At 69.5% G+C, this 21,406-nt stretch carries 22 protein-coding genes; 14 read left to right on the forward strand and 8 right to left on the reverse strand.

Annotation, left to right across the window (positions count from 1 at the left end; translation table 11 throughout):
• The first annotated feature begins 187 nt into the window (after nucleotides 1-187).
• Nucleotides 188-1,237 (forward strand): hypothetical protein, encoded by a 1,050-nt coding sequence (locus tag GEV10_15645; GenBank protein MQA79890.1) that lies wholly within the window; start codon nucleotides 188-190, stop codon nucleotides 1,235-1,237.
• A gap of 202 nt (nucleotides 1,238-1,439) precedes the next feature.
• On the opposite strand, the gene GEV10_15650 is transcribed toward GEV10_15645, so the two are convergent.
• The gene (locus tag GEV10_15650; GenBank protein ID MQA79891.1) at nucleotides 1,440-2,360 is read right to left on the reverse strand and encodes a zinc-binding dehydrogenase; all 921 of its coding nucleotides are present in this window, start codon (nucleotides 2,358-2,360) and stop codon (nucleotides 1,440-1,442) included.
• A 181-nt stretch (nucleotides 2,361-2,541) separates the two neighbouring features.
• Between GEV10_15650 and GEV10_15655 the strand changes: the two genes are divergently transcribed.
• The 13 genes from GEV10_15655 (at nucleotide 2,542) to GEV10_15715 (ending at nucleotide 14,875) form a co-directional block, all read left to right on the forward strand.
• Complete coding sequence (locus GEV10_15655; protein ID MQA79892.1) at nucleotides 2,542-4,245, forward strand: histidinol-phosphatase; 1,704 nt, start codon at nucleotides 2,542-2,544, stop codon at nucleotides 4,243-4,245.
• The gene (locus GEV10_15660) at nucleotides 4,242-4,850 is read left to right on the forward strand and encodes a hypothetical protein (protein ID MQA79893.1); all 609 of its coding nucleotides are present in this window, start codon (nucleotides 4,242-4,244) and stop codon (nucleotides 4,848-4,850) included. The genes GEV10_15655 and GEV10_15660 overlap by 4 nt, the downstream gene beginning before the upstream one ends.
• Nucleotides 4,851-4,906: 56 nt before the next feature.
• Nucleotides 4,907-5,209 (forward strand): urease subunit gamma, encoded by a 303-nt coding sequence (locus GEV10_15665; protein MQA79894.1) that lies wholly within the window; start codon nucleotides 4,907-4,909, stop codon nucleotides 5,207-5,209.
• An 11-nt stretch (nucleotides 5,210-5,220) separates the two neighbouring features.
• Nucleotides 5,221-5,535, forward strand: coding sequence for an urease subunit beta (locus tag GEV10_15670; protein MQA79895.1), 315 nt, complete (start codon nucleotides 5,221-5,223; stop codon nucleotides 5,533-5,535).
• A complete protein-coding gene (locus GEV10_15675; GenBank protein ID MQA79896.1) occupies nucleotides 5,525-7,246 on the forward strand; it encodes an urease subunit alpha in 1,722 nt (573 codons plus the stop codon). Before GEV10_15670 ends, GEV10_15675 begins: the two co-directional genes overlap by 11 nt.
• Before the next feature lie 2 nt (nucleotides 7,247-7,248).
• A complete protein-coding gene (locus tag GEV10_15680) occupies nucleotides 7,249-7,935 on the forward strand; it encodes an urease accessory protein UreF (GenBank protein ID MQA79897.1) in 687 nt (228 codons plus the stop codon).
• Nucleotides 7,932-8,609 (forward strand): urease accessory protein UreG, encoded by a 678-nt coding sequence (gene ureG, locus GEV10_15685; GenBank protein MQA79898.1) that lies wholly within the window; start codon nucleotides 7,932-7,934, stop codon nucleotides 8,607-8,609. The genes GEV10_15680 and ureG overlap by 4 nt, the downstream gene beginning before the upstream one ends.
• Complete coding sequence (locus GEV10_15690; protein MQA79899.1) at nucleotides 8,606-9,352, forward strand: urease accessory protein UreD; 747 nt, start codon at nucleotides 8,606-8,608, stop codon at nucleotides 9,350-9,352. Before ureG ends, GEV10_15690 begins: the two co-directional genes overlap by 4 nt.
• Before the next feature lie 143 nt (nucleotides 9,353-9,495).
• Nucleotides 9,496-10,152: a hypothetical protein gene (locus GEV10_15695; GenBank protein MQA79900.1), complete on the forward strand. Its 657-nt coding sequence runs from the start codon at nucleotides 9,496-9,498 to the stop codon at nucleotides 10,150-10,152.
• 32 nt (nucleotides 10,153-10,184) lie between these two features.
• A complete protein-coding gene (locus GEV10_15700) occupies nucleotides 10,185-11,357 on the forward strand; it encodes a hypothetical protein (protein ID MQA79901.1) in 1,173 nt (390 codons plus the stop codon).
• 52 nt (nucleotides 11,358-11,409) lie between these two features.
• Complete coding sequence (locus GEV10_15705) at nucleotides 11,410-12,750, forward strand: MFS transporter (GenBank protein MQA79902.1); 1,341 nt, start codon at nucleotides 11,410-11,412, stop codon at nucleotides 12,748-12,750.
• A gap of 119 nt (nucleotides 12,751-12,869) precedes the next feature.
• The gene (locus GEV10_15710; GenBank protein MQA79903.1) at nucleotides 12,870-13,574 is read left to right on the forward strand and encodes a biliverdin-producing heme oxygenase; all 705 of its coding nucleotides are present in this window, start codon (nucleotides 12,870-12,872) and stop codon (nucleotides 13,572-13,574) included.
• Nucleotides 13,418-14,875, forward strand: coding sequence for an alcohol dehydrogenase catalytic domain-containing protein (locus GEV10_15715; GenBank protein ID MQA79904.1), 1,458 nt, complete (start codon nucleotides 13,418-13,420; stop codon nucleotides 14,873-14,875). The genes GEV10_15710 and GEV10_15715 overlap by 157 nt, the downstream gene beginning before the upstream one ends.
• On the opposite strand, the gene GEV10_15720 is transcribed toward GEV10_15715, so the two are convergent.
• From GEV10_15720 to GEV10_15750, 7 genes are all read right to left on the reverse strand, one after another.
• Nucleotides 14,641-15,531 (reverse strand): cupin domain-containing protein, encoded by an 891-nt coding sequence (locus GEV10_15720; GenBank protein ID MQA79905.1) that lies wholly within the window; start codon nucleotides 15,529-15,531, stop codon nucleotides 14,641-14,643. The genes GEV10_15715 and GEV10_15720 overlap by 235 nt on opposite strands.
• Nucleotides 15,532-15,555: 24 nt before the next feature.
• Nucleotides 15,556-16,602: a hypothetical protein gene (locus GEV10_15725; protein ID MQA79906.1), complete on the reverse strand. Its 1,047-nt coding sequence runs from the start codon at nucleotides 16,600-16,602 to the stop codon at nucleotides 15,556-15,558.
• A 7-nt stretch (nucleotides 16,603-16,609) separates the two neighbouring features.
• Entirely contained in the window at nucleotides 16,610-17,482 is an 873-nt protein-coding gene (locus GEV10_15730) for a hypothetical protein (protein MQA79907.1), read from the reverse strand.
• Nucleotides 17,479-18,261: an ATP-binding cassette domain-containing protein gene (locus tag GEV10_15735; protein MQA79908.1), complete on the reverse strand. Its 783-nt coding sequence runs from the start codon at nucleotides 18,259-18,261 to the stop codon at nucleotides 17,479-17,481. The genes GEV10_15730 and GEV10_15735 overlap by 4 nt, the downstream gene beginning before the upstream one ends.
• Nucleotides 18,258-18,995 (reverse strand): ATP-binding cassette domain-containing protein, encoded by a 738-nt coding sequence (locus tag GEV10_15740; protein MQA79909.1) that lies wholly within the window; start codon nucleotides 18,993-18,995, stop codon nucleotides 18,258-18,260. The genes GEV10_15735 and GEV10_15740 overlap by 4 nt, the downstream gene beginning before the upstream one ends.
• 23 nt (nucleotides 18,996-19,018) lie before the next feature.
• Nucleotides 19,019-20,248 carry an ABC transporter substrate-binding protein gene (locus GEV10_15745; protein MQA79910.1) on the reverse strand — a complete coding sequence of 410 codons (1,230 nt, stop codon included), beginning with the start codon at nucleotides 20,246-20,248 and terminating at the stop codon, nucleotides 19,019-19,021.
• A 268-nt stretch (nucleotides 20,249-20,516) separates the two neighbouring features.
• Nucleotides 20,517-21,317 (reverse strand): FCD domain-containing protein, encoded by an 801-nt coding sequence (locus tag GEV10_15750; GenBank protein ID MQA79911.1) that lies wholly within the window; start codon nucleotides 21,315-21,317, stop codon nucleotides 20,517-20,519.
• Nucleotides 21,318-21,406: the final 89 nt, after the last annotated feature.

Here is a 21,406-nt window from a genome sequence, read left to right on the forward strand (position 1 = left end):
ACTTCGCCCGCCGAGACCAGCCGATCAGTTGCTCCCGCTCGGCACCGGTCAACACCAACTCCGCCTTCGGACGCCCAGTTCTCGGCATGCCACCACCATACCGACTTAACCTACGAATTTCCGGCGGGCGACACTAGCGCGCCAGCATGCTGAGATCGAGCGCTTCAAGCAAGACTTCCATGCGGGAGTGCCAGCCGCGGTCACGCAGTACCTTGCCGATGTTCTGGAACTCAGCCAGTATCCAGAAGACTTCCCACAGAGGTTCCGTCTCGCCTACATGCCAGAGTCGCGCCAGCTCGTCGTCAAATATTACCTTCCACCATACGATCGCATTCCCACTGTCGCCGAACATAAGTATATACGTACCGGCGACAAGATTACGGAGAAATTGCGACCCGCGCGTGAGCGACAGGAGATGTACAAGACGTTGGTCGCGAAAGTGACCGTTCGCACATTGCACGAGATCTTCGAGGCGGACCGAGCGGCCATCGTCGATACAATAGCCTTCAACGGACACGTTGACACGATCAACGCCGCCACCGGCCGAGCCGAGGAGCCCTGCCTGATCACGCTACTCGCTACTCGAGACAGCTTCATGAACCGCGACTTTAGCCGCGTCGATGCTCTCGCCTGCTTGCTTGACCTCTCGGCAAGTGTGTCCAAGACACCGTCGGAACTGACTCCTGTCAGGCCGATCATCGACTTTGACATGGTGGATCCAAGGTTCGTCGAGGAGGCCGATGTTCTATCCGGCCTAGATCAGCGGCCGAACCTTATGGAACTAAAGTTCAGCGAATTCGAGTCGTTGATCACCAACCTCTTCACCCGCATGGGCCTCGAGACCCGCCAGACAAGGCCCTCACGTGATGGCGGTGTCGACTGTGTCGCCTTCGACAGCCGCCCCGTGTTCGGCGGCAAGGTTGTAATCCAAGCGAAGCTCTACAAGAACACCGTCCCCGTCAGTGCGGTGCGCGACCTGTTCGGCAGCGTCCACAACGAAGGCGCATCGAAAGGCATCCTCGTCACAACCTCCGGCTATGGCAGAGCTTCGTTCGACTTCGCCAAGAACAAGCCGCTCGAACTGCTTTCTGGGAGCAATTTGTTGTATTTACTGAAAACGCACGCGGACATTGATGCGAGAATCGAACCTCCTGATCATTGGGTGGAGCCGCCTGCGGACAGTGGGCCGCCACATTGGGACGAGCCGCCATCACAGGAACTGTCTCCTGCTCGGTGACGGGCGACGCCCAGTAGCACTCCGGAGGATCTTGACGGTCCTGAATCGTCAATAGGCTCGCCGCCCGCGCCGGTTGATCACGTTCCTTCGAAATGCGGCGGCGACCAGGCACCCCGTGAGCGGCACCCTCACCGCGTCGGGGCACGGTGAGGGTGCCGTTCACGTGCTGCGGCCGCGAGGTGACCGGCTGCCTTCCCGGAGATCAGGTCCGGCGCAGCACGGCCTTGCCGACGATCTCGCGGTGCGCGAGGGCCGCGAGGACGTCTGTGGTGCGGGTCCAGTCGTCGACGCGGCCGAGGCGTGGGTCGAGTGTCCGGTTCTGGATCTGGGTCACCAGGGTCGCCAGGTCGGCACCCTTCTGGTCCTCGGGAACGTAGTGGAAAAGGCCCATGAGCCTGGCGTTGGGTGCGGTGGCGAAGTCGCGGAGCCCGATGGTGGCTGGTCCGCCGAGGGCCCCGTAGGTCACGGCAGTGGCACCGGGCTCGAGGTGGTGGATCGCGGCGGTCAGGGTGTCGCCGCCGATGCCGTCGGCGACGAAGGCGAACGGTTCGAGGCCGTCGTCGTCCAGGTCGCAGATCACGCGGTGGGCACCCAGGGTGCGGGCCTCGTCGCGTCGGTGTGGTCCGCTGACGAGAGCGGTGACGTGGGCGCCGGCGGCCCGTGCGAGCTGGACGGCGAACTGCCCGACGCCGCCGGTGGCGCCGGTCACCAGGACACGGCGGCCCAACAGGGAACCGGCCTGGCGCAGCGCTCGCAGTGCGGTGAGGCCGGCGATGGGCAACGCCGCGGCCTGCTCGGTCTCGACACCGTCGGGGAGCCTCGCGCAGTGCGCCGCCGCGACCGCGACGCGTTCGGCCCAGCCGCCGCCCTGTGCGATCGCCACCACGCGCTCACCTGCCACCGGACCGGTGCCGTCGGCCGCGGCCGCGTGCACGACTCCGGCGACGTCCTGTCCTGGTTGCCAGCCCTCCGGGCGAGCCGGGATCAACGCGAGCTCGCCGCGGTTGACCGCGTAGGCACGGACGTCGACGACGAGCTCACCGTCGGCCGGGACCGGCTCGGGCAGATCCTCGGCCAGGCGCAGACCGCCTGGGTGGTCGGGGTCGGTGATGAATCCACGCATGCCCTCGACGGTAGCGCGGGCGACGGCCCGCGCGCCGCGAGGATGCGGTCGACCCGTCACGGCTGGTCACGACATCGAGTGGACACGCGGCGGTAGCTCGGCATTCCCGTCCGGTTCAGCCCCGGGGTCGACGCTCTGTCTCGCCATGACCGTCTGCCCGGGGGTTGGGAACGAGGCTGGGATGGGTCACCACGACCACGCGCACCACCATCACCACGGCGACCACCACGACCCCGGTGACACGGACGTGCCGCCCGTCCTGGACCTCGACGTCGCTGACGAGGAGCTGAGCCCCGACGAGCTGTCCAGGCGGTCACTGCTTCGCCGGGCCGGGCTGCTCGGCGCCGGACTGGCGGGCGGGACCGTTCTCGGCCACTCCGGCGCCGCCGCGGCGGCGCCCCTCGCCAAGGCGGGTGGCGACGTGCCGAGGCGTGGCTACCAGTGGCTCGCCGGCGACCACCACATCCACACCCAGTACAGCCCGGACGCGGTGTACCGGGTGATCGACCAGGTCCGGCACGCGAACGCGTACGGCCTCGACTGGATGGTGATCACCGACCACGGCAGCGAGCAGCACGCGAAGATCGGTGTGGAGAAGGTGAACCCCGACATCGTCGCCGCCCGGTCCGCCGTCCGCGACACCCTCGTCTTCCAGGGCCTGGAGTGGAACATTCCGGCGGCCGAGCACGGCACGGTGTTCGTGCACCCCGGCAGGAGAGAGGTCGGCGTCCTCAAGGAGTTCGAGAACTCCTTCGACGGGTCCGTGAAGGGCGCCGGCGCCAACACGCCAGCGAACGAGGCGCTCGCCATCGCCGGGGTGAACTTCCTCGCCGACGCCGTCAGGCGACGCAAGGTCACCGACGCCTTGTTCCTCGCCAACCACCCGGCCCGCAAGGGCCTCGACTCCCCGCACGAGATCCGTGCCTGGCGGGATGCGAACCCCCGCATCGCCGTGGGCATGGAGGGCGCGCCGGGTCACCAGGCCGCCGGCATCGCGAAGCCGAACGGTCCCGGCTCGGGTCGGGGCGCCTACGACAGCAGTCCAAGCGCGGACTCGTTCCCCGCCTATCCGCTGGAGAGCTACCGCACGTTCGGTGGCTACGACTGGATGACGGCAACGGTCGGCGGGCTGTGGGACAGCCTGCTCGCGGAGGGCAAGCCGTGGTGGATCAGCGCCAACTCCGACGCCCACTGGGTGTACACCGACACCGTGGCGCGCGGACCCGGCAGTGACTTCCCCGCCAACGGGTACTACGAGGACCCCGTGTACGGCGGTCAGCTCGGGCTGACCAACAGTGACTTCTGGCCCGGCTACTACAGCCGCACCCATGTCGGTGCGGCCGGCTTCGGCTACGCCGCGGTGATGGACGGCATCCGCGCCGGCCGCGTGTGGGTCGACCACGGCGGGCTCGTCAGCGGCCTCGACGTCCGGCTGCGGACCCGCAGTGGCCGTGACGACGTCACCCTGGGCGGGATGCTGCGGGTGCGCCGCGGCACGAAGGTCGACCTCGTCGTCACGATCGACCTGGCCAACGGCCCGAACTGGGCGCAGTTCGTGCCGACGCTCGCCCGGGTCGACGTCATCCAGGGCGACGTCACGGGAGAGGTGTCCGACCGCGATGCGTTCGCCGCACCGAAGACCAGGGTCGTGAAGTCCTTCGAGGTCGGTAGGTCGACCGGCACCGTACGGCTCACCTATCCGCTCGGCGAGGTCGGCACGCCGGTGTACGTCCGGTTGCGCGGCACCGACGGCAAGCGCACGGCCGTCGGCCTGCGCGGCGCCGCCGTCGACCCCACGGGACCGGCGATGGACGTGGTCGGCGACGCGGATCCGTGGCAGGACCTGTGGTTCTACACCAACCCGATGTGGGTGCTGCCCTCGTGACCGAGCCGGCACGAGCGTCGTCCACGGTGGTCGGCGTCGACGCCGGCACGCGAGGTCTCCGGGAGGCCGATCACCTGGTTCGCGACCTCGCGGACCGGCTCGGCCTCCCCGACGACACCCTCGCGTGCACGCACCTGATCCGCACCGAGGACGAACCGCACGTCGCACTCTCGTTCGGGCTGCCGCCGGACGCCGGCGACGCGACCGCCTGGACGACATGGAGCGACCTGGCCCGCGCCGACGGCGTCGGCGTCGCGGCGGGCGCGCGCCGCCTCGGCCCCGGCCACCGAAGCGACGCCGCCGCGGAGGCGGCGGCACGTCACGCGGCGGGGCGCAGCGGTCGGGCCGTGCTCTACGTCGGCGTCGCGACGCTGACCGGCACGGTCACCGTGGGCGACATGCTCGCCCGCACGGCGATCGACGCCATCTCCGTCCTCGCGCATCCGATCGAGCCGGTCGAGAGCGATCTCGTGGAGACGCGCGACCACGTACGGCCGGAGTGGCGCGATGGCGTGCTCACGTTGACCACCACCGCCGTGGCGAGGGACCGCTACGCGCCGTTCGAGATACCCGACCCCACTCCCTGCTGCGCCGACCACGACTGAGCCGTGCCCTGCTCCCGCCGCTGGCACGCCGGTCGGCGGAAGGGCAGACTTGGGCGATGCGACTGACGCCGCACGAACAGGAACGGCTGCTGATCCACGTCGCGGCGCGGCTCGCCGAGGAGCGCCGTGCCCGCGGGCTCCGGCTCAACCATCCCGAGGCGACCGCCGTGATCACCTCCTTCCTCCTCGAGGGCGCCCGCGACGGCAGGTCGGTGGCCGACCTGATGTCCGACGGGCGCACCGTGCTCGGCCGCGACGACGTCATGGACGGCGTACCCGAGATGCTCGACGAGGTGCAGGTGGAGGCCACCTTCCCCGACGGCACGAAGCTGATCACCGTGCATCGGCCGATCCCGTGACGGGCGGCCCGATTCCCGGGGAGGTGCTCGTCGGCACCGAGCCGATCCTGCTCAACGAGGGCCGGCCGACGGTGACGATGGTCGTGAACAACGCCGGTGACCGTCCCGTCCAGGTGGGCTCGCACTTCCACTTCGCGCAGGTCAACACCGCCCTGCTGTTCGACCGCGCCGCGGCCGCGGGGCACCGGCTCGACATCCCCGCGGGCACCGCCGTCAGGTTCGAGCCCGGCCTGAGCCGGGAGGTGACCCTGGTGCCGCTCGCCGGGCGGCGGCACGTACCTAGCCTGCAGGTCGACCGCGGCGAGGAGCCCGCCGATGAGTCATGAACTCGACCGTGAGCGGTACGCGACGCTGTACGGGCCCACGACGGGCGACCGGATCAGGCTTGCCGACACCGACCTGCTGATCGAGGTCGAGGACGACCTCGCCCGCGGTCCCGTACCGGGCGACGAGGTCGTGTTCGGTGGCGGCAAGGTGATCCGCGAGTCGATGGGACAGGCCACGGCGACCCGCGCGGAGGGGGCGCCCGACCTGGTGATCACCGGCGCGATCGTGCTCGACCACTGGGGCGTGGTCAAGGCCGACGTCGGCGTCCGCGACGGTCGCATCGTCGCGCTCGGCAAGGCGGGCAACCCCGACACGATGTCCGGCGTCCACCCCGACCTCGTCATCGGCCCGTCCACCGAGATCCTGGCCGGCAACGGCAAGATTCTCACCGCGGGTGCGGTCGACTGCCACGTCCACCTGATCTGCCCTCAGCTGGTCGACGAGGCGCTCGGCGCCGGCGTCACCACACTCGTCGGCGGCGGTACGGGCCCCGCCGAAGGCACCAGGGCGACGACCGTCACGCCGGGCGCCTGGCACCTCGCGCGCATGCTCGAGGCCATGGACGCGCTGCCGGTCAACGTAGCGTTGCTCGGCAAGGGCAACACGGTGTCCGCGGCCGCCATGTGGGAGCAGCTGCACGCCGGTGCCGCGGGGTTCAAGCTGCACGAGGACTGGGGCTCGACACCGGCGGCGATCGACGCCTGTCTTCGCGTCTGTGACGCCGCGGGCGTCCAGGCAGCGCTGCACAGCGACACCCTCAACGAGGCGGGCTTCGTCGAGAGCACCCTCGCGGCGATCGCCGGCCGCACGATCCACGCGTACCACACGGAGGGCGCGGGTGGCGGCCACGCACCCGACATCATCACCGTCGCGTCGCAGCCGAACGTGCTGCCGTCCTCGACGAACCCGACCCGGCCGCACACGGTGAACACCCTGGACGAGCATCTCGACATGCTGATGGTGTGCCATCACCTCAACCCCGCGGTCCCCGAGGACCTCGCGTTCGCCGAGAGCCGCATCCGCCCGTCCACCATCGCGGCCGAGGACGTCCTGCACGACGTCGGCGCGATCTCGATGATCGGCTCGGACTCCCAGGCGATGGGACGCATCGGCGAGGTCGTGATCCGTACGTGGCAGACCGCGCACGCCATGAAGGTCCGACGCGGCTCGCTGCCGGGAGACGACGCCGCCGACAACCACAGGGCCAGGCGCTACGTCGCGAAGTACACGATCTGTCCCGCCGTCGCGCACGGGCTGCAGGACGAGATCGGCTCCGTCGAGGCCGGCAAGCTCGCCGACCTCGTGCTGTGGGAGCCGGCGTTCTTCGGGATCCGTCCACATGTCGTGCTCAAGGGCGGCATGGCCGCGTGGGCGGCGATGGGTGACGCGAACGCGTCGATCCCGACACCGCAACCCGTGCTTCCGCGCCCGATGTGGGGAGCGACGCCGACCGTCGCGGCGCGCACCTCGGTGTCGTTCGTCGCACCCGCGGCGATCGAGGCCGGCCTGCCGGAACGTCTCGGGCTTGCCAGGCGTCTCGCTCCGGTCACCGACGTCCGTCGGGTGACGAAGGCCGACCTGCCGGAGAACGTCGCGCTGCCGCGGATCGAGGTCGAGCCCGACACGTTCACCGTCCGCATCGACGGCGACGTCGTCGAACCCGCGCCGGCCGCCGAGCTGCCGATGGCGCAGCGCTACTTCCTCTTCTGACCATGGACGCATCCGCCGTCGCGCTGCTGATGCTCGCGGACTCGCGGCTGCCCTCGGGCGGACACGCCCATTCGGGCGGCGTCGAGCCCGCGATGACGACCGGGACCGTGCGCGACCTCGACGACCTGGACGTGTTCCTCCGCGGACGGCTGCGCACTGTCGGAACGGTCTCCGCCGCCGTCGCGGCGGCGACCTGCCACCGGTTACCGCGGCTCGCGTCCGACGAGCTGTGGCGGCGTCTCGACGCCGAGACCGACGCCCGTACGGCCTCTCCCGCGCAGCGTGCCGCGTCTCGTCACCAGGGACGTGCGCTGCTGCGGACGGGATGCGTGGCGTGGCCCGCACGGTCGCTCACGTCGCTGGCCGCGTACGCGGCGGACCCGCATCACGCCGTCGTCCTCGGCGCGGTTGGCGCGGCGGCCGGGTGCCCACCGGCCGGGGTCGCGCGCGTCGCGGCGTACCTGGCGGTGTCGGGCCCGGCCTCGGCCGCACTCCGGCTGCGTGGCCTCGATCCGCTCGCCGTCCAGGCCCTGCTCGCCACACTCGCGGGACCGATCGAGAACGTCGCGGCGGCGGTCGCGGCCGCCGCGGCAGCGCCGCTCGACGACCTGCCCTGTCCCACCGCCCCGCGGCTCGACCTGCTCGCGGAGATCCATCGCTGCACGGAGGTGCGTCTCTTTGCTTCCTGACCACGACCACGGCCACGGCCACGGCCACGGAGCCCGACCAACCGGCCGCGCCCACGGGCCGGGCGCTGCGCATCGGCATCGGCGGACCCGTCGGCAGCGGCAAGACCGCGCTGGTCGCGGCGCTGTGCCGCACGCTCGGCCCGACGTTCTCGCTCGCCGTCGTGACCAACGACATCTACACGACCGAGGACGCCGACTTCCTGCGCGCCGCCGGGGTCCTCGACCCCGACCGGATCACGGCCGTCGAGACCGGCTGCTGCCCGCACACCGCGATCAGGGACGACATCTCCGCCAACCTGGACGCGATCGAGGCGCTGGAGGCGCGGTTCCCCGGACTCGACCTCGTCCTCGTCGAGAGCGGCGGCGACAACCTCACCGCGACGTTCAGCTACGGGCTCGTCGACCGGCAGATCTTCGTCCTCGACGTCTCGGGCGGCGACAAGGTGCCGCGCAAGGGCGGCCCGGGCGTGACCCGTGCCGACCTGCTCGTCGTCAACAAGACCGACCTCGCCGCGCTGGTGGGCGCCGACCTCGGCGTGATGACCCGCGACGCCGCGGCCATGCGCGGCGAGCTGCCCACGATGCTCCTCTCGTTGCGCGAGCGGCCGGACGCCGACGACGTCGCGGCCTGGGTGTCCGGCCTCGTCCTGGACCGGACCGCGACGGCGTCGTGAGAGCGCGCGCGGTCGTACGGGCCGAGGCGGACGCGGAGGGGCACACGCGACTCACCGCGCTCCACTCCGAGCCGCCGCTCGTGCTCCGACCGACCCGCGACGCCGTCTACGTCGCCGCCGGCGCCGCCGGCCCGATCGGCGGCGACGACCTCGAGCTGTCCGTGACGGTCGGCGAGGGCACGCTGCTCCACGTCCGCACGGTCGCCGCCACCGTCGCCCTGCCCGGTGCCGGGGAGTCGTCGATGACGTGGCGCCTGCACGTCGCCGCCGGTGCGCGTCTTGTGGTCGCACCCGAACCGACGGTCGTCGCCACCGGCGCACGCCACTGCACGCGCATCGAGGCCGACGTCGACGCCACCGGCTTCCTGACGGTGCGCGAGGAGGTTCAGCTCGGCCGGTACGGCGAGCCCGGCGGCGTCCACCGCGGCCGGATCCGCGTCGACGTCGCGGGCACCCCGCTGCTGCGGCACGAGCTGACGCTGGACGGCACCGATCCCGTGACGGTGGGACGTGCCTCGGCGATCGGCGCCCGTGCGTACGGCTCGCTGCTCACCATCGACCCGACGTGGACGGACGAGCGACGCCGCAAGGCCGCTCTCGCGGAACCCGGCCTCGCCGTCCTGCCGCTCGCCGGCCCCGGCGTCCTCGTCACGGCACTCGACGCGGACGCCCGCCTGCTGCGCGACCGGCTCGACAGGTTCGCGTGCCGCGACCCGGGCAGAGCGCAGCCACCGGCACCCTGAGCTTCTCGATCTTGCTCCGTCACGGTACGACAAGTATCATGCATTATGCGTGATACAGACGGTGCCCGCCTCGATCAAGGGAGATTCGGTCCATGCCACCTGCGGTGCTGAGAGCGTCCTGGTTCGTCGCGGAGGACCCGGAGGTGACTCGACCGGAGATCGAAGAGTTCCACCGCGACGTCCAGGTCCTTCCGGGCGTGGCGGCGTCGGCGGTCTACCGACTGAACGCGGGTGGCCCTGGGATGCAGGCGTTCGCGCAGCGCCTCCAGCGCCTCGAGCACGGGGCGGAGCTGGGCGCAGCGACGTGGGTCGCGCTCACCGAGTTCGGCTCGCTGGACGAGGCGTTGGATGCCGAGGCGAAGATCCGCGGGTTTCCGGCGGAGAGCGAGGATGGTCGCCTGCGGCACCACACGCGCGCCTTGTACACGACCATCACCGATGTTCCGGGGAACAGTCGTCGCGACGACCTCGGCTTCGCGCCGGCCGTCCAGTTCGGCACGTTCGACATGGATTCCGTCGACGCCGAGTGGATGCTCAGCGACTGGTACCAGCACAACCGTATTCCGCGCTTCCTGGGTATGCCGAGCGGTATCCGCTTCCGCCGCTTCGTCTCGATATCGGGCCCTGCCAAGTACGCCGTGCTGTACGAGTTCCCCTCGCTGGACGCGCGCATGAACGAGTTCGAGGTCCCGGTCGAGGCGCACGAGCTCGATGCGAGCAGCCCCTCCCAGCCCGTCCTGTCACGAACCGTGCACCTGTCCGCGTCGCCCGGCATCGGAAGCCTGGAATTCTCCGTCTGACCGATTCGACTCCGGCTCGCAGGAGGTGCACGATGCGGCGCAGTGACGAACGGATCATGGTCACCCATTCCGGGAGTCTGCCGAGATCCCAGGATCTGGCGCGGCTCTACGGCGCGCGATCTCGCGGTGAGGACGTCTCGGAGACCGAGCTCGAGGAGCTCGGGAGACAGGCGCAGCACGCCAGCGTGCGACGCCAGCTCGCGGTAGGCGTCGACATCGGCAACGACGGCGAGGCGCGGCGGGAGAGCTACTTCACGTTCGTCCAGAACCGGCTCTCCGGGTTCGGCGGGAGTTGGGAGCGACCGCCCACGGCCGACGCGGACCGCTACCCGCTCTACGCGCGCGCGTACCGACGTTTCATCGGGGCGATCGAGGGTGTCACGAACATCACCGGCGTGCCGATGGCCGTCGGTCCCGTGCGGCATGTGACGAGCCGCCCGATCGAGGACGAGTGTGCCCAGTTGCGCGCATGTCTCGACGGCGCCACGGAGGGGGCGTTCACCGAGGCCTTCATGACCGCGCCGTCACCGGGGATCGTGGTCGCTGCCATGAAGAACGCCCACTACGCGAGTGACATGGAGTACCTCGCGGCCGTCGGTGCCGCGATGCGCGTGGAGTACGAGACCATCGTGGACAACGGCTTCGTGCTGCAGCTGGACTGTCCTGACCTCGCTCTCGAACGTCACCGCACGTACAAGGACCGGAGCCTGTCCGAGTTCCTGGCGTTCGCCTCGTCGGTCGTGCGGACGATCAACGAGGCGATCGAGAACATCCCCAGGGACCGGGTGCGCATGCACGTGTGCTGGGGAAACTACGAGGGCCCGCACGACTGCGATCTGGAGCTCGAGGCGATCGTCCCGGTGTTGCGCGAGGCCGACGTCGGAGGTTTCGTCCTGCCGTTCGCGAACCCACGTCACGCACACGAGCACAAGGTGCTGTCCGACTGGAAACCCGACGACGACCAGATCGTCGTCGCCGGGGTCATCGACACCCAGACCAACTACGTGGAGCATCCCGAAGGCGTCGCCGACCGCCTGGTGCGGATCGCCGAGTCTCTCGGTGACCCGACCCGCGTGCTCGCGGGCACCGACTGCGGGTTCGAGTCCGCCGCCGGAGGAGGTCGGGTCGCCGACGACGTCGTGTGGGCGAAGCTCAGCGCGCTCAGCGACGGTGCGCGAATCGCCAGCACGCGCCTGTTCGGATAGACCACGCCCAACCGGCGGGAGCCTGTCGACACCTCCCGAGAGGATTCCGTCGATGACCACACCGAGAAGCACAGGACAGACGACCACGAGGTTGGTGTACACGCGGCTCCTGCCGATTCTCTTCCTCGGCCAGCTGCTCGTCTGTATCGACCGGACGAACATCTCCTTCGCCGCACTCCAGATGAACGACGATCTCGGCGTCAGCGCCGAGATGTTCGGCCTGGCGGCCGGGATCTTCTTCCTTGGCTACGCTCTGGCGGAGGTGCCGAGCAACCTGCTCCTCCAGCGAGTCGGCGCCCGGCGCTGGCTCGGGACACTCGTGCTCGCCTGGGGTCTGGTCACCGTCGTCCAGGCGTTCGTGCCCAACCCGGTGACGTTCGTGCTGCTCCGGTTCCTGCTCGGGCTGACCGAGGGCGGCTTCCTCCCGGGCGTGTTCTTGTTCCTCACCTATTGGCTTCCGGCGGACAGTCGCGCTCGGGCCGCCATCGTCATCACCGCCGCAACCCCGATCGCCGCGGTCATCGGCGGCCCGCTCGCCGGACTGCTGATGCACCTGGAGGTCGCCGGGCTCGCCGGCTGGCAATGGCTCTTCCTCGTCGAAGGCATCGCTCCGGTGGCCCTGGCGCTGGTGTGGTTCCGTGTCGTCCCCTCCAGCCCGGCAGCGGCCCGATGGCTTCCCCAGGTCAACCGCGACAGTCTGCTGGAGCGGTTGGCGGCAGAACGCGACGTCGCCGCGCGGGAGTCACACGGGCTCAGCGACCTCGTCGAGGCGCTACGGCAGAAGACCGTGTGGGTGTACAGCCTGGCCTACTTCGTGCTCCTGCTCGGGTACTACGGCATCTTCCTGTGGCTGCCACAGATCATCGAGGCCGGCTTCAGCGGCATCAGCACGCTCCACAACGGCCTTCTCTCGGCCGTTCCGTTCATCGTCGGTCTCGCCGCGCTCGCCTTCTTCGGACGTACCGCTTCTCGAACGGGTGACCGCCGATGGCACCTCATCACGTTCGGCCTCGTCTCGGGAGCAGCGCTCGTCCTGGGCGTACTGATCGACGTGCCGATCCTCGCGTTCGTCGCCACCTGCGTCGCCATGGGATGCGGCACCGCCTACATCGGGCTCTTCTGGGCATCGCCGATGGCGATCCTCTCGGGCTCGGCAGCGGCGGTCGGATTCGCGCTGGTGAACGGGATCGGCAACCTCGGCAGCTTCCTCGGACCGTACTTCGCGGGTCTCCTCAGGGGCGCCTCGGGCAGCTTCACCCTGACGACGCTCATGTTCGCGGCATTCCTGTTCGCGTCGGCCGTGGTCCCGCTGACCTTCAGGAGGCTCTTCCCGAATCTGCTGCGCCTCCAGGAGAGTGTGGAGACCCTTCGGACCGAGCGGACGAAGCCCTAACCATCCCGCGCGGTCATGACCCACGCCGTCGCCGCCCCGGGATCGACGACGACCCGAGCGACCACCCACACGCTGCGGACGGCATTGACTTAGGGTAGCCTTACTCGATAGTGGAACGCATGGAGCAGCTGTCGGCGCGGCTCGCCGCGGCCACCCGCGAGGTGCATGCGCGCGCCGAGAGCTCTGCGTTCATCACCGAGTTGCTGGCCGGGCGGCTGCCCGCGTCCGCGTACGCCGGCATGCTCGCGCAGCACTACTACATCTATGCGGCCCTGGAGCGCACCGCGGACCAGCTGCGCTCGCATCCGGTCGCCGGACAGTTCGTCTTCGACGACCTCGCCAGGTTGCCCGCACTCGACGTCGACCTGCCCTGGCTGCTCGGGCACGACTGGCGCCTCGAGCACGCGCCCACGGTCGGCACCCAGGCCTATGCGGACCGGATCGTCGACGCGTGCACCCGGTGGCCGACGGCGTTCATCGCGCACCACTACACCCGCTACATCGGCGACCTCTCGGGCGGCAGGATCATCAAGACCCTGGTCAGCCGCACGTACGGCTTCGCCGAGGACGGCGTACGGTTCTACAGCTTCTCCGGCATCGCCAAGCCCAAGCGGTTCAAGGACGCCTACCGGCGGCGGCTCGACGCCATCGACCTCACCGACGCCGAATGCGACGAGCTGACCGACGAGGCGATCACGGCGTTCCGGCACAACATCACGGTCTTCGAGGAGCTCGAGCAGTGCCTACCCCGGCAACGCGACGACGTGATCGGCCGCGGTCACCGCACCGCATCGAGACGTTCCGACGGACGGCCGGGACGATGAGGGCTCTCGTCTTCCACGGTCGCGGTGACCTGCGGCTGGAGGACCGGTCGGTGCCGACACCCGCGGCGGGTGAGCTGCTGCTCGAGGTGCACGCTGTCGGGGTCTGCGGCACCGACGCGCACGAGTTCGCCTCCGGTCCGCACCTGGTCCCCCTCGCCTCGCGACACGAGGTGACCGGGCACGTCGGCCCGTTGATCCCCGGCCACGAGCTGACCGGTCGGGTCGTCGACGCCGGAGCCGGGGTCGTGGGTTTCCGCGCCGGCACCGTGGTCGCGTGCGGCGCCGGCATCAGCTGTGGCACCTGCGACCGGTGCCTGGCCGGGCGCACGAACCTGTGTCGGCGGTACGCGACGGTCGGTCTGCAGCGCCACGGCGGACTCGCGCAGTACTGCGCCGTCCCTGCAGAGATCTGCCTCGACGCCGACGGGTACGGCCTGTCGGAGGATCTCGCCGCGCTGGCACAACCGATGTCGATCGCCGTGCACGCCTTCCGTCGCGGCCAAGCGCGCCCAGACGTCCCCGTGGCCGTGGTCGGTGTCGGTGGCATCGGCGCGTTCCTGACCTTCACCGCCGCGGAGCGCGGCGAGGTCACGGTCGTCGACCTCGACCCCGGCCGGCTGGACGTGGCCTCCGGGCTCGGCGCCACCACGGTCTGCCGTCCCGGCGAGAGCGCGGCGCTCGGCCCGGTGTTCCCCGTGGTCTTCGAGGTCACCGGCACCGCCGGCGGACTCACCACCGCGCTCGACCTGCTCGCGCCGGGAGGGCGGCTCGTCCTGGTGGGGCTGCACGACACACACCGTCCGGTCGATCTCACCCGAGCATCGCTTCGCGAGCTCGAGCTCGTGGGCACCAACGCGCACGTGGTGACAGCCGACCTGCCGGAGTCGTTGCGCCTGCTGGGCACCCGGCGCACGTCGTGGGCCGACATCGCGCCAACGGCACTCAGCCTCGACAGAGTCGTCGACGACGCACTGCGACCGATGATCGACGGCGGCAGCCGCGTGATCAAGGCACTCGTCGACCCGTGGGCCGACGCCCCGGCGCGACGAGACTGGCGACGGAGTGATCAACCGGGCGTGGGCGGCGTTCCCAGACGCGCGGCGGACCAGTCGTCGGGGAAGAAGAACGCGTTCGACGTCGGCGGTGTCGGGCTCTGCACCTCGAGCCAGCGGACGGGTTCCGTGCCCTCGTTGACGAAGCCGTGCGTGGAGTTCACGCCCGTCCACACGATGTCGCCGGCACGCACGCACACTCGCTCGCCGTCGAGCGTGCCGATCGCCTCACCCGCCAGCAGGAAGTAGATCTCCTCGAACGGGTGGTAGTGCTCGCTCGCGGCCCTGCCCTTCGTGGCGCCCTGCGCGAACTCCACCATGAACAGCGTGTGATGCTGCGCGCCGAGGAGCCGGTCGACCAGCATCCGCACCGAGATGTTGCGGATGTTCGGTCCGTGGTACCCGGGCATGGACAACGGCCCGTACGGCGCCATGTCGTCGTCGCGGAAGCGACCGACATGCCTGTGCCGGGGATCGGTCTCGCTCGGAGGTCCCGCCATCGCGGGGAACCCGTGACCGTCCGCGAGCACCGTCCCGGTGGAGTGGGCGGTGGCCAGGGGCTGAGGGGCACGCACCTCCAGCCACCGCACCGGTCCTGAGCCGTCGCCTCGCCACGCGTGCGTGGTGGCCACCGGCGCGAAGCCGTAGTCGCCCGGCCCCACCTCATACGCCGACTCGCCCACACACACGGTCGCCGAGCCTGCCAACACGTAGAACGACTCCTCGAACGCGTGGAAGTGCGCGGGGAGCGTCGCGTCCGCGGGCAGCTCGCACAGCCGTATCTCCAGGTGGACCGAGGAGTCGCGCGCTCCTACCAGCGGCAGCACGCGTAACCCGGCGCCGGCGAACGGCGGTTCCGGCTCCCGCCACTCCTCGTCCGTCGACGTGCGCACGACATGTGGCATTGCGTCTCCCCTTCCGCTCTTCCCTCACACCGACAGCCGGCGGCCGCGCGCCGAGGAGAACAGCCCCACGACACCGCGCCTGGCGTACAACGCGAACAGCACGAGCAGCAGCCCGAGCACGACTCGGTTGGACTCGACGGGTATCTCCCAGCCGAACGGGTGGAACCCCGCCAATGCGGTTCGCAGCCACTGCTCGAGCAACACGACGATGCCCGCGCCGATCAACGGGCCCTGCCACGTACCGAGCCCACCGATCACGCAGATGAGCACGATGTCGAGCGAGGTGCTCAGGCTGAACGTGCCCACCGGTTCGATGTAGCCGGTCTGGAACGCGTACAGTCCCCCGGCCACCCCGGCGACCGCCCCACCGAGGAGCAGAGCGCCCAACTTCACGGTCGTCGTGCGCACGCCGAGGACGGCCGCGGCGTCCTCGTCCTCGCGTATCGCACGTAACGCGTAGCCGAGGTTCGAGTGCTGCACGACGAACGCGAGAGCGGTGGCGACGACGACGAGGGCGAGGAACGCGTAGAAGAAGAGAGCGGCGATCGGCCGGGTACCGGTCACGGGCGCGGTCGTGTAGAGCCCGTTGGCACCGCGCGTGATGCTCAGGTTGGCCGCGGCCGACAGCATGAGGAACGTGATGACCAGCGTGAAGATGGCGAAGTAGTGGCCACGTAGTCGCAGGGTCGCCAGGCCCACGGGCAACGCGAGGATCGCGGCGACCAGGCCGGCGATCGGCAGCGTCGTCCAGACGCTCCAGCCGAGCTGGTTGTCGAGGATCGCGGAGGTGTAGACGCCCGTACCGAAGAACACGACCATGCCGAAGTTGAGGTATCCCCCGAACCCGCCGAGCAGGTTCCAGCCCTGTGCGACGGCCGCGAACATGAGGACCGTGGTGAGGGTCGTCACCACCCCCAGCTTCAGCGTGTACGCCATGGGCGTGAGTGATGCGAAGGCGACGAGCGCGACGGTCGGTCCGACCCACCGGGGCAGCCGACGCGTCCGCTTCCTGGTCGACCGGGCGACGTGCGCGCCCGAGGCCCCGCTCGGCTCTTCCTCCTGCACGGTCATCGCCGCCTCACATCGCCCGCACTGCTCTACCGCGCAGCCCCTCGCGGCGCACGATCAAGGCGAGGGCGAGCAGCGCATACACCGCGAGATAGACGTACCGGAAGGGCAGCAGCGCACCCATCAACGCTTCGGCGATGCCGAGCACGAGGCCGGCCAGCAGGGTGTTCCACACGCTGCCCAGGCCGCCGATGATCACGACGAGGAATGCCCAGGCCAGCCACCGCACGTGACCCTGCGGGCTGAACGGCACGCTGTAGGCGAGCACCACCCCACCGAACCCGGCGAGCGCGACGCCTCCCACGAACACCCATGCCGACAACCGGCGGACACGTATCCCGAGCATCGAGGCGACGTCGCGGTTCTGCGCCAGGCCCCGCATCGCCGTCCCCGTCAGCGTACGGGTGAGGAACAGATGCAGGCCGATCATCAGGACGAGCGTGAGGACGGCACCCACCAGACGTGCGACCGGCACGTTGACCGGCCCGAGGTGGATCACGTCGGACAGGTAACCGAGCGGCACGGTGTAGGTGTCGGTGCTGAAGCGCAGGATCGCGACGCTCTCCACGATCACCATCAGACCGAAGAACACGAGGAGCACGGTGAGGTCGGCCTCACGCGTGAGGCGCCGAACGACGGTGCGCTCGATGCCCGCACCCAAGGCGACGAACAGGCCCACGACGAGCACCACGGTCACGAGCGGGTCGACGTTCCACCCACTCACGAACTGCCAGGCGAGGAGGGACCCCAGGACGAGCAGCGCGCTGTGCGCGATGTTGACGACGCCAAGGATGCCGAGCACCAGGCTGAGCCCGACCGCGACGGCCGCATAGATCATGCCGAGCAGCAGGCCGGTCACCATCGCCTGCGCAAGGGTGCTCACGAGGCCCTCCCCCCGGTCGCGTCGAGCTGGAGCCAGCTCTTGATCAGCTGATCCAACCGGTCACCGAACTGCGCGCGCTCGCCGTCGAGATGGTTGCGCCCGTAGGCGAGCGTGTAGACGTAGTCGGCGAGCTCGACGGCTGCCTGGACGTTCTGCTCGACGAGCAGGACGGTGCGCCCCTCACGCTTGATCCGTCCCAGCTCGTCGTACACGGTGTCGACGAGGACGGGCGACAGGCCGACCGAAGGCTCGTCGATCAGGATCACCGCGGGATCCAGCACGAGGGTGCGGCCGAACTCGAGGAGGCGCGCCTGACCTCCGGAGAGGCTGCCCGCAGGTTTGTCGCGCACCTGGCGCAGCGTCGGGTACCGGTCGAACATCGCATCCACGGCCGCGGTCAGCGCCGATCGTCGCCTGCGCAGGTGCCATGCACCGAGCCTGAGGTTGTCCAGCACGGTCAGCTGGGGGAAGACCGAGCGGCCCTGAGGCAGCAAGGCCATGCCGAGCGCCGTGCGCGCGTCGACGGGGACTCGCGTCACGTCGGCACCGGCGAGAGTGATCCTTCCGGTGCGCGGCTGCAGGAAACCGTAGAGCACGCGTAGCGCCGTGGACTTGCCCGACCCGTTCGGCCCGAGCACCGCCGTCACCTGGCCCGTGCGTGCCCACAGGGACACGTCGTCCAGCACGATGTCGTGGCTCAGGTAGCCGGCCGTCACATGCTCCATGACCAGTCCGGCCGTGGCGGAGCCCACTGCCGTCTGCGCAGCGTCGGGCGTCATGATGCCTTCCGTGACGTGCCGCGGGTACCCAGGTACGCCGTGATGACCTTGGCGTCGTCGGAGACAACGGCCGGAGTGCCCTGGCAGATGACCGCGCCGTCGCCCAGGCAGGTCACCTCGTCGGAGAGCCGCATCAGGTCGGGGATCTCGTGGCTCACGACCACGAACGACGTGCGCTGCCTGTTCCGCTCGCGGATGCGCTCGTGCATCACCTGCTTGAGACTGGGATGCACGCCCGCGAACGGCTCGTCCATGAGCACCGTGCTCGGCTCGGTCATCAGGGCCCGCACGAACTCGAGCAGCTTCTGTTGTCCGCCGGACAGCTCGCTCGCCGGTGTGTCGCGATGTGCGGTGAGCCCCACGAACTCGAGCAGCTCCTCGGCCCTGCGATGCAACACGCGGCGCGGCTCCCGGTGGTGCAGGGTCGGGACGAGCAGGTTCTCGAATGCGGTGACGGTGGTGAACACCCGTGCCGTCTGGAAGGTACGAGTGACGCCGTGGCGGACGAACTCCCTGCTCGAGCGTCCGGCCAGCTCTGTTCCGCCGACGAGGATCGACCCGCCATCGGGCCGGAGCGCCCCGTTGAGCAGGTTGAGCGTCGTGGTCTTGCCTGATCCGTTCGGCCCGATCAGCCCGACGATCGTGCCCGGGGGTACGCGAAGCGAGACATCACGCACGACGTGCTGACCGCCGAAGGACTTGTTCAGCCCGGTGGCGACGACGCCGGATGCCATGTCGGCCTCCCCTGGCTGATGGCTCACCTCGACGGGACGACCGCTCGACCGGTGGCATCGCGCTTCGGCCAGATCACCTCGTTGTGGTCCTTCTGGTACTGGACGAGCAGCGCACCGAACTTGATCGTGCCGTCGGAGTTGTACCTGATGTTCCCGACCGCCGTCCGGAACGTCTTGCCCTCCATGTAGTCGCGGATCTTCTGCTGGTCGAGCGTCTTCGCACCGTTCACGGCCTGCTGCATCACCTGGAGGATGGCGAGCGCCACGGCGCCGTAGGCCGGCATCTCCTCGTAGTCGAACTTCTTCTCGAGCATCGAGAACAGTTCCTTCTGCATCGGGTATCCCTGGGTGGGCCACGCCGTCGTCGTCGCCATGACTCCGCTGCCCGCCGCACCCAAGTCGCCCCACGTCGGCAGCGTCGTGACCTGGGAGCCGCACGAGCAGTAGAAGCGCGGCCGGAAGTCCTGCTCGTGAGCGGTCTTCGCCAGGAGTGCCGCATCGTCGGGCAGGCTCAGCTGGATGAACGCGTCCGGCTTCTTCGCCTTCGCCCGCTGGATCAGGCCGTTGACATCGGACGCCGTCTGCTCGTACTCCTCGTCGAAGACGACCTTGATGCCCAGCTGCTTGGCGTAGTTCAGCACCCCGTCCTTGCCGTCGTAGCCCGAACGTACGGCGAGCGGGAACGGGTTCTGTGCCGTGACGATGGCCAGCGTCTTCGGCCGTTGGCTCGACGGAAGCGACTTGAAGTACTCGAACAGCGGCAACGCATACTGCGTGTCCTGGTACGGGTAGCTGTTCACGATCAGCTTGTTCCTCGCGTGCAGCTCCTGGCTGACGAACCCGCCGTTCCACAGGACCTTGCCGGCACGTTCGGTGATCGGCACGATCGCTCCCCCGACGGCTGTCGCATAAGGCGCGAGCAGCAGATCGGCGTTGTCCTCGTTGATGAGTTTCTGGTAGAGCTGCTGCGCGGTGGTGGGGTTGCTCTCGTCGTCGTAGATGACGAGCTTCACCTTGCGTCCGAGCAGACCGCCATGCTTGTTGACGTCAGCGACCCAGAAGTCGTATGCGGCTCGGTAGGCGGCCGACGACGTGGCGTACACGCCGGAGAGTCCGAGCGTCCCGCCGACGACGATCGGTGTGTTCTTGTCGCCGGCGCCCTCATCGTCCTCACCCGTGGCGCATGCCGAGATCAGGAGGCCGAGTACGAGCAGCAACGCTGCGGTCAGGTGCACGTTTCTTCTCGGTCGCATGCCTACGGCCGCTCCTTTGCGTGCCACCCCTGTCGGTCAGTCCGGCGGGCTGATACGCCCTCGGCGATCGGCGGCCGCACCTGCTGTTGCTGCAACGGTTGCGGCAACATGCCTTCAACGAGATGACGGGGCGGCAGTCGATCGATCATCGGATCAGGGGTCTGGAAAGTGGCTTAGCCAGTTTGACACCCGCCCGGAGACTCGTCAACGGGTCAACAGGAAGGCGCACCCCTGCACACGGTCCGCCGCCCAGACCTGCGCGCTTGGACTACTTCCTGGCCCGACGGCGACCCCGGGCCTTACTCCGGAGCCGCGCGTCGACGTGACGGTGCATCGTCTCGTGATGACGCAGCACCGCCTGCTCGACCGCCACGACATCCCGCATGGCGACAGCCTCGAGGATGGGCTCGTGCAGCGCGAGGAGATCTTCGCCACCGGCCTCGCGAAGCCAGTCCGGTTCAGCCTGCGTCTTGACCCAGTGCTCGTACTCGAAGGACAGGATCGACGTGTGCACGCTCTCGTACATGGCCGTGAGGTACGGATTCCTGGCCGCGCCGACGATCGCCGCGTGGAAGACGGTGTCCGCCGCGATCCAGGCCGAGGTGTTGCCCGCGGCGTCGGCCAGGCGGCCCAGAGCGGCCCGGATCGTGGCCAGCTCCTTCTTGGTCACCGGCGGCGCCCGTCTGGCCGCCTCCTGGACGCCGACCGTCTCGAGCCACAGCCGCAGTTGCATGAGATCGTGGATGGACTTGTGATCCTCGGCGAGCATGAGACTCATCGATGCGGTGACCATCGTCGCCGGCCTGCGCAGGACGTACGCTCCGGACCCGCGTCGAATCTCGACCATCCCCATCAACGACAACGTGCGCAGTGCCTGACTGACCGTCGGGCGGCTCGTGTCGAACCTGATGGCGAGCTCACGCTCCGACGGGAGACGCGATCCCTCGGGGAGATCCTCGCGCACGATGAACTGCCGGATCTGCTCGGAGACCGCGTCGGACAGTCGCGTGACAGACGCGGCGCCGACACCGGTCATGTCGACGGCCCGACTCGGCTTCTGCTGGGTCAACTCGCGAATCCCCCTCCGGTACGTCGCTTCGCGCCACTCCTCGCTACGAGGATAGTGCCTTGACAGCCGCGCGGACCGCGGTGATGATG

This window comes from Streptosporangiales bacterium, assembly GCA_009379955.1.
Lineage (GTDB): Bacteria > Actinomycetota > Actinomycetes > Streptosporangiales > WHST01 > WHST01.

Bases quoted from the DNA above. Each gene is read 5' to 3' on its own strand.
- GEV10_15675 (MQA79896.1), top strand. From the start codon at position 5,525: ATGAGTCATGAACTCGACCGTGAGCGGTACGCGACGCTGTACGGGCCC.
- GEV10_15650 (MQA79891.1), bottom strand. From the start codon at position 2,360: ATGCGTGGATTCATCACCGACCCCGACCACCCAGGCGGTCTGCGCCTG.
- GEV10_15745 (MQA79910.1), bottom strand. From the start codon at position 20,248: ATGCGACCGAGAAGAAACGTGCACCTGACCGCAGCGTTGCTGCTCGTA.
- GEV10_15655 (MQA79892.1), top strand. From the start codon at position 2,542: ATGGGTCACCACGACCACGCGCACCACCATCACCACGGCGACCACCAC.
- GEV10_15740 (MQA79909.1), bottom strand. From the start codon at position 18,995: ATGGCATCCGGCGTCGTCGCCACCGGGCTGAACAAGTCCTTCGGCGGT.
- GEV10_15705 (MQA79902.1), top strand. From the start codon at position 11,410: ATGACCACACCGAGAAGCACAGGACAGACGACCACGAGGTTGGTGTAC.
- GEV10_15665 (MQA79894.1), top strand. From the start codon at position 4,907: ATGCGACTGACGCCGCACGAACAGGAACGGCTGCTGATCCACGTCGCG.
- GEV10_15735 (MQA79908.1), bottom strand. From the start codon at position 18,261: ATGACGCCCGACGCTGCGCAGACGGCAGTGGGCTCCGCCACGGCCGGA.
- GEV10_15700 (MQA79901.1), top strand. From the start codon at position 10,185: ATGCGGCGCAGTGACGAACGGATCATGGTCACCCATTCCGGGAGTCTG.
- GEV10_15725 (MQA79906.1), bottom strand. From the start codon at position 16,602: ATGACCGTGCAGGAGGAAGAGCCGAGCGGGGCCTCGGGCGCGCACGTC.
- GEV10_15680 (MQA79897.1), top strand. From the start codon at position 7,249: ATGGACGCATCCGCCGTCGCGCTGCTGATGCTCGCGGACTCGCGGCTG.
- GEV10_15720 (MQA79905.1), bottom strand. From the start codon at position 15,531: ATGCCACATGTCGTGCGCACGTCGACGGACGAGGAGTGGCGGGAGCCG.
- GEV10_15715 (MQA79904.1), top strand. From the start codon at position 13,418: ATGCGACGAGCTGACCGACGAGGCGATCACGGCGTTCCGGCACAACAT.
- GEV10_15710 (MQA79903.1), top strand. From the start codon at position 12,870: ATGGAGCAGCTGTCGGCGCGGCTCGCCGCGGCCACCCGCGAGGTGCAT.